The following is a 15,923-nucleotide window of genomic DNA, read 5'->3' on the forward strand; positions in this document are numbered from 1 at the left end:
GCCGGCCGCTCCGGCGGCGGGCCCGGGGACACCGACCGCCGCGGATCGGGCCGCAAAGCCGAAAACCCCAGGTCACCGAGGGTAGCGATCGCCGCCCCCAACCGCACCGGCTGAAACTTTCACCGGCGGTTGACGCGCGTGGCGCCAGCCCACAAGATCATGGTGCCTCCCTGGTCAGGAGGGGGCGTCGACTGAATTCCGCTACCTATGACTGAGGTGTGCCGATGCCCAAAGTCCCGTTACGGGTCGCGTCCGCCGTCCTGCTGACGCTGGCCGCACTGAACGTTCCCACCGCGTACGCCGCCGACGACGTCACCCCGGTCACGGTGACCGTCAACGCACGTGCCGCACTCGCCACCGTCCCCGAAACCGGTATCGGCGCCAACCACGCGATCTGGGACAGCCAGCTGGGCACCGACGAGACCGCCGACCGGCTCAAGAACGCGGGCGTGAAGCTGCTGCGCTATCCCGGCGGCTCCTACTCCGACATCTACCACTGGGCCGACCACACCGCTCCCGGCGGCTACGTGGCTCCCAACACCGACTTCGACACCTTCATGCGCGGCGTGCGGCGCACCGGGGCGCAGGCGATGGTGACCGCCAACTACGGCACCGGCACCGCCGCCGAGGCCGCCGCCTGGGTCCGCTACGCCAACGTCACCAAGTCCTACGGCGTCAAGTACTGGGAGATCGGCAACGAGAACTACGGCAACGGTCACTACGGCGACCCCTGGGAGGCGGACGACCACGCCGACAAGAGCCCGGCCGAGTACGCCCGCCACGTCGTCGCGTACGCCGATGCGATGAAGGCGGTCGACCCGGACATCAAGATCGGCGCGGTCCTGACCACGCCCGCCAACTGGCCGGACGGGCTGGTCGCCGGCGGTGACGAAGGAACCTGGAACAAGGTGGTCCTGTCGATCGCCGGGCCGAAGATCGACTTTGTGATCCTGCACTGGTACCCCGGCGCCTTCGACAGGGCCGGTCAGGTCCCCGACATGATCCATCTCACCCGCCGGCAGATCACCGAGTACGCGGGGCCCGGGTCGGAGCGGATCGGCATCTCGATGACCGAGTTCAACACCGGGACCAGCAGCAACGGCACGAACACCCAGCCCGGTGCGCTCGCCGCCGCCGACGCCTACGCGACGCTTCTCGCAGGCGGCGTGTTCACCGTCGACTGGTGGAACACCCACAACGGCATCGGCAAGGTCACACAGGTCGAGGGACATACCGACTACGGCGATTTCGGCCTGCTGTCGAGCGGGACGTGCACCTCCGACGGCAGCGTGTGCGAGCCGGCGATGAACACGCCCTTCGCGCCGTACTACGCGCTGCGGATGGTGAGCGCGTTCGCCCGGGCGGGTGATCGGTTCGTCGGGGCCGCCAGCGACCAGGCGAAGGTCAGCGCGCACGCCGTCCGCCGTCCCAACGGCGATCTGGCGGTCCTGTTGATCAATACCTCGTCCGACACGTCGCTCCCCGTCACGATCGACTATTCCGGCTTCAGCCCGGCCTCCGGGGCGCCGGCCGTGCTGACCCACACCAACGGTGCCACCGACCTCGCCGGCTCGACCTCGGGGAGCGCGACCAGCCGGACGCTGCCGCCGCTGTCGCTGACCACGATCGTGGTGCGTCCCGCCTCGGCCCAGACCGGGCTGCCGGGCGCGCCGGGGCAGCCGACGGTCTCGAACGTGACGGACAAGACCGCCACGATCTCCTGGCCCGCCGCCTCCGCTGGGACGCGTCCGATCGTGAAGTACGAGGTCCACCGCCACAACGGAGCCGTCGGCGAGCAGCTCGGTGAGACCGCCGGCAACTCCTTCACCGTCGGCAACCTCAAGCCGGGCACGCGCTATACGGTCAACGTGATCGCGAGGGATGGCGGCGGCGGTGTCTCGCCGGCCTCCCCGCCCCTCACGTTCACGACCGGCACGCCCGCCTCCAGTTCCTGCGCGGTCCGGCTGAACAACCAGACCGACTGGGGCAACGGCTATGTCGGCGCCATCGACATCACCAACAACGGCGCGCCGATCAACGGCTGGACCCTGAACTTCAGCTGGCCCAGGACGTGGCAGAGCCTGGGCAGCGGCTGGAGCGCCGTCTGGACGCAGAACGGCTCGAACGTCAAGGTCGTCAACGAGCCCGGCAACGGCTCGCTGCCCACCGGCGCGTCGACCACGATCGGCTTCGTCGGCAACTACAGCGGCCCGAACGTCCTCCCCGCCGTCTTCACCCTCAACGGAACCGTCTGCACGACGCGGTAACACCCTCAGGGGCCGTCCCGCGCGGACGGCCCCTGACACGCTCACGGCGTGGCGAGAACGGATCAGAACGACTCGGCCGGAAGCGGTGTCGCGCTCACCGTCGCGGTGCTCCTCCCCTGGTGACGTGGCATCGTGGCCGAAAACCTCGCCCGTGCAGCTCAGGCGGCATGTGAGTCCTCCTGGAGGACCCTGCCGAGCTGCATGGGCGTCCTCGTCCAGGTGACCGGCTGGAGCCGGGTGCGAAAGTCGGCGAGCGCCTCCGTGAGGTCGGCCGTCGGCGGGTGGCGGCTCACTTCACTGCTCCTTCTGTGTCGACGACCGGGCGGGCCGGACCATCGGTGGATGTAGAACCTTGCGCGGGCAGGCCTTGAACAGTCGGGCCGGTCGCTCGGTCGCGGACTTCCACGCAGAACCGGCCGCGACGATGAATCCATCGGTCTTCTGGACCTTGCGATAGAAGTTCCCGGGATCGCGCCGGCCCCCGTACCGCCTCGTACACCTCCTGGAGGTCGGTGATCGTGAAGGTCGGCCCGCAGAACGCCGTCGCGAGTGCGGAACGCTCAAGCTTGGCGCGAGCCCGCTCCACCGCGCGGGTGAGGCGGCGCGGTGGGAGGAAATGCCTGAGAGAGTGGATCGGCAGGGAAGGAGGCGTCCCCTCCCAATGATCGTTTGAGGTCTCAGACGCGGCTCGTGGTGATCGCCTACGAGTCCGGCCTGGTCGATCCGCCGGCTACGGGCGCTGAGGTTTCCAGGGGGAGGAGATGCAAGCAGTGAAGGCAGGCGGGGACGCCGGTGCGAGCCGGGCGTTGGCGGCCGCGAAGCGGGTGCCGGCGCGGGCAGGCGGCACGGCGTCCGCGAATGGGAACGTGGCTGCGAACGTGTGCCCAGGCGAGGGCGGTGAGCCGGGCGCGGGCCGCATGGACGCCCGGTGGGTGGCGTGGGCGCGGGGGGTGTCCGCCGTGCTGGCCGTGCTGTCGGTGTCGCTGACCGTGGCCGGCACCGCGATCCAGTTATCGGTGCCGAAGGAGTGGGCGCCGTGGCCGCCCACGGCGCCTGACCACGGCGCGGGCCTGACGTTCCCGCTGATCGGCGCGTTCCTGATCGCGTACCGTCCCCGTCTGAAGCTGGCCTGGCTGATGTGTGTCGGCGGCCTCGCCTGCGCGGTCAATGTGATGACGACCGGGCTGCAGCTCATGCAGGCGTCGGCCGGCGATCTGGAGAGCGCGGGGTGGCTGCGCATCCTGGCCGTCGCGGGCTGGACGGTCGGGGGGTGCACGCTGGGGATCCTCATGCCGCTGCTCTCACCGGACGACCGCCTGCCCTCCCGCCGCTGGCTGCCGGTGGCGATCGCCGGTGTGGCTGCGACCGTCATCGACGGCGTGCGCAACATCGTGCGGCCGACGCCGCCCGCGAGCACCTACCGCTGGCCGGAGGTCATTCCGAATCCGCTGGCGATCGAGGCCCTGGCTCCCTACCACACGGCGTTGGTGCGCTCACTGGCTCTGCTGATCAACGCCTGTGTGGTGCTTGCTGTGCTCTCTCTGCTGGTGCGGCTGCGGCACGCGGCCTCGGCGGCGCGCAGGCAGATCGCCTGGCCGCTGATCGCGTTCGTCATCTATACGCTGTTCCTGCTGCTCGGCGGGGACTACTGGCTGCCGGTGACGATCTGGACCGGGCTGATTCCGGTGGCGATCGCGTTCGCGGTGCTGCGATACCGCCTGTATGGCATCGACACCGTCATTAGCCGGACCGTCATCGCGACCGGCCTGATCGTTGCGGTCGGCGCGGTGTACTTCGGCACCGGTGCCCTGGCCGCGCTGCTGGTGTCGGGCTACGACCAGGTGGCGGGACTGACCGCCGCGCTGGTGGCAGGCGCGTTCTTCCAGCCGCTGCGCACGCGCCTGCGCCGCCTCACTGACGTGATGCTGTACGGCAAGCACGGCCGGCCCGAAGAACTGGCCAGGAGGCTGGCGCGCGAGGTCGCCGAGACCGAGCCGGTAAACGCGCTGGCCGCCGTCACGGCGGTGGTGCACGACGGCCTCGGCGTTACCGGCGTCGTCGTCGAGGTCGGTACGGCGGGCATGCGGGTGGAGCTGGGCGTGGCCGGGCCGGACCCGCGCGTCGTGCCGCTGGTGTGGCATGGCGAGCCGGTCGGCCGGATGCTGATCGGGCCGCCCGGACCGCGCCGCTTCTCCGTCGCCTACACCGAGCGGCTGATCGGGGTGGCGACCCTTTACGTTGCGGACGTCGCGCACGCCGTGCTGATGGTGGCCGACCTGCAGCGTTCCCGGGAGCGCATCCTGAGCGCACGCGAGGAGGAGCGGCGCAGGCTCCGCCGTGACCTGCATGACGGCCTCGGCCAGGCGCTCACCAACATGTCGATGTCACTGAACATGGCCCGGCTGCGCCTGCGCGAGGCGCCGTCCTCGGCCGACCGGATGCTGCGGGACCTGCGCAGCAGTATGGAGGCGGTCAGCCAGGAGGTTCACGAGCTGGTCTACGGCCTGCGCCCGCCCAGCCTGGACGACCTGGGCCTGCTCGGGGCGGTGCGCGCGCTCGCCGCGGAGCCGGGGCCGCCCGTCCAGGTCGAGGCGGAGGGCGAGACCCGCGACCTGCCGGCGGCGGTGGAGGTGGCGGCGTACCGGATCGCGCAGGAGGCGCTGACCAACGTGCGCAAGCACGCCGACGCCACCTGGGCCACCGTCACGCTGGCCCGCTCGGAGCACGCGCTGGTCGTGCGGGTGCGCGACGACGGCAAGGGGCTGCCCGGGCACCGGCGTTCCGGCGTCGGCTTCGCCTCGATGCGCGAGCGCGCCGCCGAGCTGAGCGGCACCTGTCTGATCACCCAGGCCCTCGCGACCGGCACCGACGCCGGGCCAGGGACGCAGGTGGAGGCCATGCTCCCGCTTTCCGGAAACAGGCCGGCAGGTCACGGGTGCTCCGTGCTGTCAACGCCGACGGCGGCCGGTCCGTGAAGGTCCGGCCGCCGTCGGTCTGACGGAGGGCTACTTCCAGGTGTCGTTGCTGGTGTGGGTGCCGGTGGCCGGGGTGGTGAGGGTCCGGTTGGCGCCGGACTCCCAGGTGACGGCGCCGTCGGGGTTCTTCTTGATGTACTTGTACTCGACGGCGGTGTTGGGGGGCAGGTTGACCGCTACCCGCCAGATCGGATAGTCGGCCGAGGACAGGGCGATTGCCTGGCCGGGGTCCCAGCCGCCGAGGGCGGGGATGTTGCCGACGACGAAGACGTTCTGGCCGTAGTAGGTGGTGACGTTGGCGTTGAAGGAGGCGGCGATCTGCGAGGCGGTGTCGCCGCGGAAGGTCTCGGTGACGGCGTGGGTCCCGCTCGCGGGGGTGCTGAGGGTCCGGTTGGCGCCGGACTCCCAGGTGACGGCGCCGGCGGTGGTCTTCTTGATGAACTTGTACTCCACCGCGGTGGACTTGGGCAGGTCGATGACTCCGGAGTACAGGTTGTTGCCCTGCGCGGTCAGCTTGATCGCACTGGCCGGGGCCCATGAGCCGAGGGCCGGGATGCCGCCGACGACGTAGAGGTTCTGGTCGGGGGCCGCGGTGGCGGTGACGGTGAACGTGGTGGCGATCTTGTCGCTGGCGGGGGCCGGCACGTAGGTGTCGGTCCGGGTGGCGGTGCCGCTCGCCGGGGTGGTGAAGGTTCGGTCGGCCACTTCGGCCTGGGCGACCGTCGCGCCTTCCTTGATCAGGTACTTGTAGGAGATGGCAGTGGAGGCGGGCAGCTGGACGACGCCGGTGTAGCCGCCGCCGGGGGCGGCGACGAGCGCGACGGAGCCGGCGTTGTCGCCGCCGCCGAGGGCCGGGATGTTCCCGACGACGTGCAGGGTCTGCCCGGATTCGAGGTCGGCGGTGACGTTGAAGGTCGTCGCGATCTTGGTGATGTCCGCCTTGGCGTTGACGTGGATCGCGACCGCGTTGTTGGCGGGGATGGTCACGGTGGCCTGGCCGCCGGAGACCGTGATCTTCGTGCCGGTGCAGCCGGTGGTGGTGGCGGCGCCGGAGATGACGTCGCAGTACTCGCCGTCGGCCAGGCCGGTGGTGAACTGCGCGGTGGCGGCGCTGCCGGAGTCGTTGATGCCGATCCAGGCGCGGTCGCCGCGGTGGAAGCCGATGACGTTGCTGTTGACGGCCTTGAAGTCCGAGACGGTCTTGACGGACCTGGCGGCGTTGGCCCAGCCGACCATGCCCTTGATCCCGGTGGACTGGGTCAGGCAGTTCCAGCTGCTGCCGCAGGAGGTGTCGGTGACGAATCCGTTGCCGTCGGAGGGCGGGGACTGGTTGCGGTTGGTGTAGGTGAAGCTGTCGTAGACCGAGGGCTTGCCGTGCGGGTAGGCCAGCACGAAGTAGTTGGCGAGGGTGTAGTCGGTGCCGTTGCGCCAGGAGAGGGTGACTCCGTCGCGTTCGAGGTCGTGGTTGGTGACCATGGCGAAGACGTTGGCGCTGGGCGCGTCCAGGTTCCAGCTTCCGATGCTCCCGAGGTTGGAGATCGACCCCTGGAACTGGGCCTTGACGCCCTTGGCGTAGGCGAAGTCCAGGATGTCGCCGTTGCCGATGAAGGCCCGCGCCTTCAGCGCGTCGTTGCTGGCGCCGTCGAAGATCTCCTGGGCGACGTACGGGCGCTTGTTCTCCGCGACGGTGTTGTTCAGCTTGCCGAGGATCGCCGCGAAGTCGGCCTTCTTCATGTGCTTGACCGCGTCAACGCGGAACCCGTCCACGCCGAGCCCGATCAGGTCGTTCAAGTAGGCCGCGATCTTGTTGCGGACAGACTCCTTCTCGGTGTACAGGTCCGACAGCGACAGCAGCTCGCAGCTGGTCACCTGGGACTCGTCGTTCCAGTCGTTGATTCCGCCGCTGGTCGGGCAGTTGTCCCCGGGGCGGTGGAAGTCGCCATTCCCATAGGGGACGGCCGGGTAGTTGTAACCGGTGAAGGACGTTCCGGCGTAGCCGGTCACGCCGCCGGGGTTGTTCGTCCCCGCCATGTGGTTGACGACCGCGTCCACGTAGACACGTACGCCCGCGTTGTGGCAGGCCGTCACCATCGAGGCGAACTGGGCCCGGTTACCGAACCGGGAGTCGAGCCTGTAGGAGACCGGCTGGTACACCTCGTACCACGGATGCACCCCGTCACTGCTGTTGGGGAGGCTGACCGACTCCTGCGGCGGCGCGACCTGGACCGCGCCGTATCCGGCCGGTCCGAGATGGTTCGTACACGCCGCGGAGACCGACTTCCAGTTCCATTCCCACAGGCTGGCCGTCACCTCGCTGTCGTTCAGCGTGACGGCGGCGTTCGCGGGAGATGTGGCGACCACGGCGGTCACCGGGGTGATGCCGAGTGCGGCGACCGCGGCGGCGAGGAGGACATGACGGATCCTGCTGCGCAGGCGTGACCTAGCTCGTTCCATGGGGGGATGGACCTACTTCCGAGGACGAAGGTGCGCTTTGGGGCAGGGGACGGCCGTCCATCTAGCAGAACAATCTTTGATCTCTGCAAGAATTTCAAGAGCTTTCAGCAAGATTTATGAAACTTGCCGGTAACAGAGCCGTCGCTTACATTTCCACTGTCACCGGTGACCCGAGTACGGTGCCGGGGTGAGCCGGGACGCCGTCGCCTGTACCGGTCCGGCCCGGGATCGGAGGCGGCAACAGCCCTTCCATTCAGCACGCTCAGCTTCCTGCCCGGCGAGACCGCCCGGGCGGCGGTGGAACTGCTCGTCGACCGCATCGAAGGGCGTGAGGGTGACCACGGTCGCCTCTTCTCGGCCGACTTCCAGATCCGCGCGTCTTCGGTCTTTCCCAGCCGGCGGCCGGCGGTGTCCCCGCTCACTCCTGGGTGACGCTCAGGCGGAATCGGTCTCGGAACCCGCAGGGTGGGACGCCGGGCCCGGCCTCGAAGAGCTCGCTGAAACCGCTGGGGCACTGAATGCCCCAGCGGGCCGCCACCGCGTACGCGGGAGAACCTCGCTGTGCTCTCCTACAGGGGTATGGCGGTGGTGAGGCGGATGTCGTCGAGTGAATGCCCGGTCTGGAGTACGTAGCCCCCGGAGACCAGGCGCCATCCGTGCTCGCTCCAGACCTCGGCCGCGCGACGCGGGATCTCGACGGACACCTCGGCGGTCTCGCCGGGGCCGGCCTCGGCGACGGCGAACCCGACCAGCCAGCGGGCGGGCCGGGACTCGTCGGGCACCGCGGGTGCCAGGTAGACCTGCACCACCTCGCGGCCGGGACGGTCGCCGGTGTTGCGCACCCGGGCGGTGAGCGTCCCGTCGGTGTACCCGGCGGACTCGTAGTGCCAGGTCGTGTATCCGAGACCGGCTCCGAACCCGTAGGCGGGAGCCGTCCCCGACCGCTCCCAGGCGCGGTAGCCGACGAAGACGCCCTCCTCGTACCGCAGCACACCGTCGACGGGGGTGACGTCGATGACCGGACACTCCTCGAGCACGCCGGGCCAGGTGGTCGGCAGGCGGCCGCCCGGCTCCGTACGGCCGAGCACCACGTCGGCCAGCGCGTGGCCACCCTCCTGGCCGGGGAACCAGGTGAGCAGGATGGCCGCGACCTCTTCCCGCCACGGCATCTCCACCGGGGAGCCGGCGTTGACCACGACGACCGTCTGCGGGTTGGCGGCGGCCACCCGGGACACCAGCTCGTCCTGGCGGCCGGGCAGCTTCAGCGACGTGCGGTCGAAGCCCTCGCTCTCCACCTCCTTGGTCGTGGCCACGACGACCACGGCGACGTCCGCCGCCGAGGCGACCCGTACGGCCTCCTCGATCAGCTCGTCCGAACCGGGCGACGGCTCCCGGTGACCGAGCGTGGCGCCGACGAAGGGGAACGACAGCAGGCCGGACCGGGGCAGCGCGTGCTCGAGGCGGACGTCGACCGGCTCCCCGGCGCGCAGCTCCACGTCGACGACGGTGCGCGGCGGCATCATGAACAACGCGATCGGGTCATCGCCCTCCGGGACCATCGTCCCGTCGAAGCGGGCCTGCCCGCCGACGACGAGCCGGAAGCGGCCGACCCCCTCGATCGAGAGCCGGTGCACGCCGCCGACCGCGGGAGTGAACGTGCCGGTGATCTCGACGCTGCGCAGCTCTTGGAAGGCCACGCCTTCCGGCATCTCGCCGAGCCACTGGATCACCCCCTCGGACAGCGGGAAATCGCCGAGCACCCGCCCGTCCTCCGCCCGGCAGACCGCGCGCAGCGGGAAGCGCGCCGGGTTGAACCTGTTGCTGGGGTCGGCCCCGCGGGCGTACGTCATCCGGATCCCTGCGGACGCGAGCCCGTCGTACGGTGACACGACATGGGAGGGGAAGACCTGCGCGCTGCCCCCGCCCATCACGCGGGCCTCCTTCGCCGCTCCTCCGATGAGGGCCACGCTCGTGTCCGGGCCGAACGGCAGGACGCCGTCGTTGCGCACCAGCGTGAACGACGCCGCCGCGACCTCACGGGCCAGCGCCTCCCCGTCGGCGGCCGGAAGGGGTTCGGCGCGGGACGCGCCCTCCAGGGCGCCCACCCGGCGGGCCAGGGTCAGCACCCGGCGTGCGTGCTCGTCCACGACCTCCTCGTCCAGCTCTCCGGCGCGTACGGCCGCCGCGAGCGCCGGGCCGTACACGGTGCCGGGGCCGGGCATGGCGATGTCGAGCCCGCCGAGCGCGGCGCGGATCGTGTCGCGGGCGGCCGTCCAGTCGGAGACGATGACGCCGTCGAAACCCCACTCGTCGCGCAGGACCTTGTTCTGCAGCTCGTCATGTTCTGTCATGGTGGGCCCGTTGACGCTGTTGTAGGCCGCCATGACGCCGAACGGCCCCGCCTTCTTCACCACGAGCTCGAAGGGGGCCAGGTAGAGCTCGCGCAGGGCGCGCTCGCCGACCAGGACGTTGGCGGTCATCCGCTCGGTCTCGAAGTCGTTGGCCACGAAGTGCTTGACCACGGCGGCGACCCCGCCCTCCTGGACTCCGGTGACGTAAGCGGCGGCGATCTCGCCGCTCAGCATCGGGTCCTCGGAGTAGCACTCGAAGTGCCGGCCGCCGAGGGGGGAGCGGTGCAGGTTGACGGTCGGTGCCAGCAGCACGTGAACGCCCTTGCGGCGGGCCTCCTGGGCCAGCAGGTTGCCGACGCGGCGGGCCAGCGCCACATCCCAGGTCGCGGCCAGGGCGGTCGGGCTCGGCAGGGCGATGGACGGGTCGTCGGCCGTCCACCTGGCGCCTCGGACGCCGATCGGCCCGTCCGACATGACGATCGCATCGAGGCCGACGCCGGGCGCCGCGGGCAGGCTCCACATGTCCTGACCGGCCAGGATGCGCGCCTTGGTGTCCAGGTCGAGTTTGCTCAGCGCCTGTTCCACGATGTCGTCGTGCTCGATTCCCGACACGGTCAGCGAACCTCCTTGATGCGGGTGACCAGAACTGTGCCCACGATCACGCGGATCGAGGCGAAGAGGAAGAGTGCGGGCCGGTTCCTCCGGCGGTCGCGCGGAGCGTCGCCGGGGAACCGGGGCCGGCGAGGGCGAGGCGGCGCGCGAAACCAGCGCGTGCGGTGGCCGGGAGAACGCCGGGCCTCCCTGGACCGACGACGAGGGGTCCGGCCACGTGATCTCCTTGAGCCTCGCTGTACGCGCTTTCCCTCGGGAGTATGCCCGCAGTTACCGAATAGTCGGTAGGTCATGATATGTAATTGTTATTCTTGCTGATCGCGTTAGGCTCGCCGCGACGAGAGGAGTTGACGCATGGTGCGACGCCGAGGATCGCGCGAGAGCCGGCGGGAGGAGATCCTGCTGGCCGCGCTCGACGTGTTCGCCGAACGCGGCTACACGGGGGCGTCGATCGCGTCGATCGCCGAGCGGGTGGGCCTCAGCCAGCAGGGGGTGCTGCATTACTTCCCGAGCAAGGATCGGCTGCTCGCCGAGGTTCTGCAGTTGCGCGACGAGCGCAACCTCGACGTGCTCGTGCTGCCCGGTGAGGGAGGAACGATCACGCTGGACACCGTGGCCGCGCTGGTCGAGTACAACGCACAGCGCCGCGGCATCGTGCAGTCCTTCACCGTGCTCTCCGCGGAGAGCGTGATCGAGGACCACCCGGCCAGGGATTTCTTCAAGGAGCGCTACGGAACCTCCCGCGCCTGGATGGCCGAGGTGATCCGCGCCGAGCTCGGCGACGAGTTGCCCGCCGGCCTCACACCCGAGCAGGCCGCGCCGCTGATGTTCGCGGTGATGGACGGACTCCAGCTCCAGTGGCTGCTCGCCCCCGACGAGATCGACATGCCGGGGCTGTTCCGCGCCTTCCTCTCCCTCCTGAAAGCCCGCCACCCGGTCTCCGAATAGCAGTCGCCGTGACCGCCGCGCCGACGGTGCCGGAGTTGTTGACGATGCCGCCGACGTTCTGCCCGAAGTTGGCTCCGGAGACGACCAGGTCGACCTTGCCGCCCGCGAGGACGTGGCCGAGGCCGAACAGGACCGAGTCGGCCGGGGTCCCGTCAACGGCCCAGACCTTGTCGGCCACCTTCAAGGTGAGGCGGTGGGTGAACATCGCCGGCAAGGACGACATCGCGTCGACCATGGCGGTCACCGGGGTGATGCCGAGTGCGGCGACCGCGGTGGCGAGGAGGGCATGACGGATTCTGCTGCGCAGGTGTGACCTGGCTCGTTCCACGGGGGATGGGCCTACTTTCGAGGACGAAGATGCGCTTCGGGGCAGGGGGCGGCCGTCCGTGTAGCAGAACGATCTTCGACCTCTGCAAGAATCTCAAGAGCTTTCAGCAAGTTTCATGAAACTTGCCGGTGACGGGGTGGCTGCTTGCATTTCGCGCCGTGTTTCAGCGCGAGGGTGAGCGGTGCGGACGCCGACGGGTCGCCCAGGCGATGCGAATACTGGGATTACAGGGCAGGCCACCACGATTCCGGACCCGACTTGATCGGCCGCGACCCGGCCGTCGGGCCCATGGGAACGATCCCGAGCCAAACACTTGTCAGTGCAGATCGCTCCTATGTAATGTCTCTGCTCTCGGTGTCCGAAAGGTCACCTTTAGGGAGGAGTGAGCTGTGCCGGTCACTAAAACAGTGCAAACCACGAAACGTGGTTCGGTGCGCGCCCTGGTGGCTTGTTCTGCCACATTCGCGCTGGCAATCGGAATCGGCGGTTGCGGGAGCGACTCGTCCGAGAGTGAACCGGCACAAGCCTCAGCATCAGCCGCGGCCTCGGCGGCGTTCGACCAGGCGCTGCACGATCAGTTGCCCGACCGGATCAAGCAGAACAAGCAGATCGTGTTCGGGGCGCTGTGGGAGACACCACCGATCATCGGGATCGAGCCCGGCGACACCTCCAAGCCGGTCGGGATCACCCCCGACCTCGCGGTCGCGCTCGGCGAGGTCCTGGGCGTGACGCCGGTGTGGAAGAACCTGCAATGGCCCGCGCAGCTGCCCGGACTGCAGAGCGGCAACGTCGACGCGCTGTTCGGGCAGGTCAGCGACGGCAAGGAACGCGAGCAGGTGGTCGACCTCGTCGGCTTCTACCGCTCGCCGATGTCCGTGCTCGTCAAGGATGGCAACCCGCACGGGATCAAGAGCCTCTCGGACGCCTGCGGCCTGAAGATCGGCGTGCCGAGCGGCAGCCAGCAGGAGGCCGTGGTCAAGGGCAACAGCGAGAAGTTCTGCGCCGGGCAGGGCAAGCCCGCGATCACGCCGGTCGGCTACCCGGGCGCGCAGGGCGCGATCGTCGCGATCAAGGGCGGCACCGTGGACGCCTGGATGGACGCGACGGTCTCCACCCGGGCCATCGCCAAGGAGTCGGGCACCGCCTTCGAGAACGTGTCGCTGCCGGACGACCAGATCGACCCGTACATGGAGCGCAATGTGGCGATCGCGGTCTCCAAGGAGCAGCCGGGGCTGTCGAACGCGCTGGCCGGAGCGCTCGGCACGCTCGCGCGCTCAGGGGCCTACCAGAAGGTGATGGACAAGTGGGACTCAGGTGACGCTGCGCTGCCCGCCGAGGACATCAAGGTGAACGGTTACACCGACCTGCCCGCCGGGCGGGGCGCCTCGGCCACCCCCGCCTCCTGAGCGGTCGTGATGACAGAGCAGGCATCCCGGGCGCCAGGCCTCGCGGACGGCGTGTCGCCGCTCGCCCGCCAGGACGCCGTGCCGGTGCGGCACTACGGGCGCGGCGCGGTCGCCGTGCTGGTGGTGGCGGTCGTCACGCTGACGGTCTACGCCTTCGCCGCCAACCCCAAGATCGAGTGGCCGGTCGTCGGCGAGTACCTCTTCCACCCCGACATCATGGCCGGCCTGATGCGCACGCTGCTGATGACCGCGATGGGCATGATGTTCTCCGTGATCGGCGCGGTGGTGGTCGCGCTGATGCGGATGTCGCCGAGCAGGATCATCAGCGCGACCGCGGCGGCGTACATTTTCGTCTTTCGCGGCATCCCGCTGATCCTGCTGCTGATCTTCGTCGGCAACCTCGGGCTGTTCGTGGACCGGATCACCGTCGGCATCCCGTTCACCGGCCTGCAGGTGTTCAGCCGCCCGGTACAGGAGGTGCTGACGCCGTTCGCGGCCTCGGTCATCGGGCTGTCGCTCGCGGGTTCCGGCTACATGGCCGAGATCGTACGCGGCGGCCTGCTCGCGATCGGCCGCGGCCAGCGCGAGGCCGCCAAGGCGCTCGGGCTCAACTCGCTGAACACCACCCGCTTCATCGTCCTGCCGCAGGCGCTGCGGGTGATCGTGCCCCCGATGGGCAATGAGCTGATCAGCATGCTCAAGGCGACCGCGATCGTGTCGGTGATCGGGGGCGGCGACCTGCTCACCGTCGCGCAGGCCATCTCCGGCGCCAACTACCGCACGATCGAGATGCTGCTGGTCGCGACCGTCTGGTACTTCGCCGTGATCGCCCTGCTGACGGCCGGCCAGTACACCCTCGAACGGAGGATCGCGGAACGATGACAGCTGAGCCGGAGTCGCGTGACGCGCGACCGATGGTCTCGATCGAGAACGTCAGCAAGTCGTACGGGTACCGCCAGGTCCTGTTCGACATCGACCTCACCGTCGCCGCGGGCGAGACGGTGTGCCTGATCGGGCCCTCGGGATGCGGCAAGAGCACCCTGCTGCGCTGCGTCAACAACCTGGAGGACATCGACCGTGGCCTGGTGCTGGTGGACGGCTCGCTCGTCGGCTACCGCGTGCACCGCGGCAGGCTGCACGAGCTGCGGGAGAACGCGGCCTGCCGCCAGCGTACGCAGGTCGGCATGGTGTTCCAGCACTTCAACCTGTTCCCGCACATCACGGCGCTGGAGAACATCGCCTTCGCGCCCGTGCGGGTACGCGGCGAGGACAAGGCGGTCGCCCGTGCGCACGCGCTGGAGCTGCTGGAGGCCGTCGGCCTGGCCGACAAGGCCGACGCCTACCCCTCGCGCCTGTCCGGCGGCCAGCAGCAGCGCGTGGCCATCGCGCGGGCGCTGGCGATGCGCCCGAAGGTGATGCTGTTCGACGAGCCGACCAGCGCGCTCGATCCCGAGCTGGTCGGCGAGGTGCTCAACGTGATGCGCGATCTCGCGGCGCGCGGGATGACGATGATCGTCGTGACGCACGAGATGGGCTTCGCCCGCGAGGTCGCGAGCCGCGTGGTGTTCATGGACGGCGGCCGGATCGTGGAGCAGGGCCCGCCGCACGAGGTGCTGCGCAACCCCCGCCACGAACGCAGCCGCGCGTTCCTGTCGGCCGTGCTGCGATGACCGCGCGCCCTGACCGCCGAGAACCGATGAAGAAGGCCGATAGGGCCGATAGGAGAGTCATGACCACGACCAACGAGCTGCCCGGCGGGACCGTGCTGCGTGCGCCGGTGGCCGCGGAGGCGGTGCTGGCCAACGCGGACGCGGTGCTGGACCTCGTCGCAGAGGAGGCCGCCGACGGCGACGCCAAGGGGCGGATCAGCGAGCGGGCGGCGATGGCGCTGCGTCGGGCCGGCCTGTTCGAGATGGGCTTCCCCGCGCGCCTCGGCGGCCTGGAGATGCCCCTCGCCGACCAGGTGGCCGTCGTCGCCAAGATCGCCCGGGTGGACGCGGGCACGGCCTGGAACGTCGGGGTGCTCAACGCCACCGGCTTCTACGCCGGGCGGCTCGGCGACGAGGCGTACCACGAGCTGTACCCGGCCCGCGACATGCCCACCAGCGGCGCGTTCCACCCCAAGGGCCGTGCGCAGGTGACCGAGGGTGGCTATCTGGTCACCGGGCGGTGGGACTGGGGCAGCGGCAGCTATGTCGCCGAGCACATCATCGGCGGCTGCCTGGTCTTCGACGGCGACGAACCGGTGATCGGGCCGAACGGCAAGCAGCTCACACTCGGCCTGTGGCTGCCGCGCGAGGCGGTGGTGCACGCCCACAACTGGCACACGCTCGGTGTGCGCGGCTCAGGCAGCTCGTCCTACTCGATCACCGAGCCGGTGTTCGTCCCCAAGCGGTACTCCTTCGACAGGGAGGCGCCCGCCGACCCCGACGCCGACCCGCTCAACAAGCACGTCACGCTGGCGTTCTTCGGCCTGACCGGGGTCTGCGTCGGCGTGGCGCAGCACACGCTGGACCTGGCGCTGACGGCCGTACGCCGCCGGAGCCTGGTCGAGCAGCCGCCACCCGAAGTACCGGTGAGGT

Annotated in this window: 11 protein-coding genes and 1 pseudogene; 8 read left to right on the top strand and 4 right to left on the bottom strand. The window is 69.8% G+C overall.

The genetic code is table 11. The annotated features are described in order from the left end of the window. The first annotated feature begins 224 nt into the window (after window positions 1-224). Entirely contained in the window at window positions 225-2,267 is a 2,043-nt protein-coding gene (locus ABZ260_RS29470; RefSeq protein WP_355624354.1) for a cellulose binding domain-containing protein, read from the top strand. 158 nt (window positions 2,268-2,425) lie between these two features. Here the strand turns inward: ABZ260_RS29470 and ABZ260_RS29475 are convergent, their stop codons facing one another. Then, a complete protein-coding gene (locus tag ABZ260_RS29475) occupies window positions 2,426-2,560 on the bottom strand; it encodes a hypothetical protein (protein ID WP_355624357.1) in 135 nt (44 codons plus the stop codon). 573 nt (window positions 2,561-3,133) lie between these two features. On the opposite strand from ABZ260_RS29475, the gene ABZ260_RS29480 reads away from it, so the two are divergent. Next, window positions 3,134-5,242: a sensor histidine kinase gene (locus tag ABZ260_RS29480; RefSeq protein ID WP_355624360.1), complete on the top strand. Its 2,109-nt coding sequence runs from the start codon at window positions 3,134-3,136 to the stop codon at window positions 5,240-5,242. Between the two features lie 30 nt (window positions 5,243-5,272). Here ABZ260_RS29480 and ABZ260_RS29485 read toward each other — a convergent pair whose 3' ends face one another. Beyond that, the gene (locus ABZ260_RS29485; RefSeq protein ID WP_355624363.1) at window positions 5,273-7,696 is read right to left on the bottom strand and encodes a carbohydrate-binding module family 20 domain-containing protein; all 2,424 of its coding nucleotides are present in this window, start codon (window positions 7,694-7,696) and stop codon (window positions 5,273-5,275) included. A 165-nt stretch (window positions 7,697-7,861) separates the two neighbouring features. Here ABZ260_RS29485 and ABZ260_RS29490 point away from each other — a divergent pair, with 165 nt between their 5' ends. Beyond that, on the top strand, window positions 7,862-8,128 hold the full coding sequence (locus tag ABZ260_RS29490) for a hypothetical protein (protein ID WP_355624366.1): 267 nt from the start codon (window positions 7,862-7,864) through the stop codon (window positions 8,126-8,128). Between the two features lie 137 nt (window positions 8,129-8,265). On the opposite strand, the gene ABZ260_RS29495 is transcribed toward ABZ260_RS29490, so the two are convergent. After that, window positions 8,266-10,659: a glycoside hydrolase family 3 C-terminal domain-containing protein gene (locus ABZ260_RS29495; protein ID WP_355624369.1), complete on the bottom strand. Its 2,394-nt coding sequence runs from the start codon at window positions 10,657-10,659 to the stop codon at window positions 8,266-8,268. A 354-nt stretch (window positions 10,660-11,013) separates the two neighbouring features. On the opposite strand from ABZ260_RS29495, the gene ABZ260_RS29500 reads away from it, so the two are divergent. Then, window positions 11,014-11,607: a TetR/AcrR family transcriptional regulator gene (locus ABZ260_RS29500; protein ID WP_355624372.1), complete on the top strand. Its 594-nt coding sequence runs from the start codon at window positions 11,014-11,016 to the stop codon at window positions 11,605-11,607. Window positions 11,608-11,632: 25 nt separating this feature from the next. Here ABZ260_RS29500 and ABZ260_RS29505 read toward each other — a convergent pair. After that, window positions 11,633-11,842, bottom strand: a pseudogene (locus tag ABZ260_RS29505) (5'/3'-nucleotidase SurE); the annotation flags it as partial. 671 nt (window positions 11,843-12,513) lie between these two features. Here ABZ260_RS29505 and ABZ260_RS29510 point away from each other — a divergent pair. From ABZ260_RS29510 to ABZ260_RS29525, 4 genes are all read left to right on the top strand, one after another. Then, the gene (locus tag ABZ260_RS29510) at window positions 12,514-13,341 is read left to right on the top strand and encodes a transporter substrate-binding domain-containing protein (RefSeq protein WP_355624375.1); all 828 of its coding nucleotides are present in this window, start codon (window positions 12,514-12,516) and stop codon (window positions 13,339-13,341) included. 9 nt (window positions 13,342-13,350) lie between these two features. After that, entirely contained in the window at window positions 13,351-14,223 is an 873-nt protein-coding gene (locus ABZ260_RS29515; RefSeq protein WP_355624378.1) for an amino acid ABC transporter permease, read from the top strand. Continuing rightward, a complete protein-coding gene (locus tag ABZ260_RS29520; protein ID WP_355624381.1) occupies window positions 14,220-15,011 on the top strand; it encodes an amino acid ABC transporter ATP-binding protein in 792 nt (263 codons plus the stop codon). Before ABZ260_RS29515 ends, ABZ260_RS29520 begins: the two co-directional genes overlap by 4 nt. A gap of 59 nt (window positions 15,012-15,070) precedes the next feature. Continuing rightward, window positions 15,071-15,923: acyl-CoA dehydrogenase family protein (locus ABZ260_RS29525; RefSeq protein WP_355624384.1), on the top strand; the 853-nt coding region annotated here is incomplete at its 3' end.

Source organism: Streptosporangium sp. NPDC006013 (assembly GCF_040614275.1).
Classification (GTDB): domain Bacteria; phylum Actinomycetota; class Actinomycetes; order Streptosporangiales; family Streptosporangiaceae; genus Streptosporangium.

Coding starts and splice junctions, on each gene's coding strand:
- ABZ260_RS29485 (WP_355624363.1), bottom strand. CDS start 7,696: ATGGAACGAGCTAGGTCACGCCTGCGCAGCAGGATCCGTCATGTCCTC.
- ABZ260_RS29500 (WP_355624372.1), top strand. CDS start 11,014: ATGGTGCGACGCCGAGGATCGCGCGAGAGCCGGCGGGAGGAGATCCTG.
- ABZ260_RS29515 (WP_355624378.1), top strand. CDS start 13,351: ATGACAGAGCAGGCATCCCGGGCGCCAGGCCTCGCGGACGGCGTGTCG.
- ABZ260_RS29470 (WP_355624354.1), top strand. CDS start 225: ATGCCCAAAGTCCCGTTACGGGTCGCGTCCGCCGTCCTGCTGACGCTG.
- ABZ260_RS29520 (WP_355624381.1), top strand. CDS start 14,220: ATGACAGCTGAGCCGGAGTCGCGTGACGCGCGACCGATGGTCTCGATC.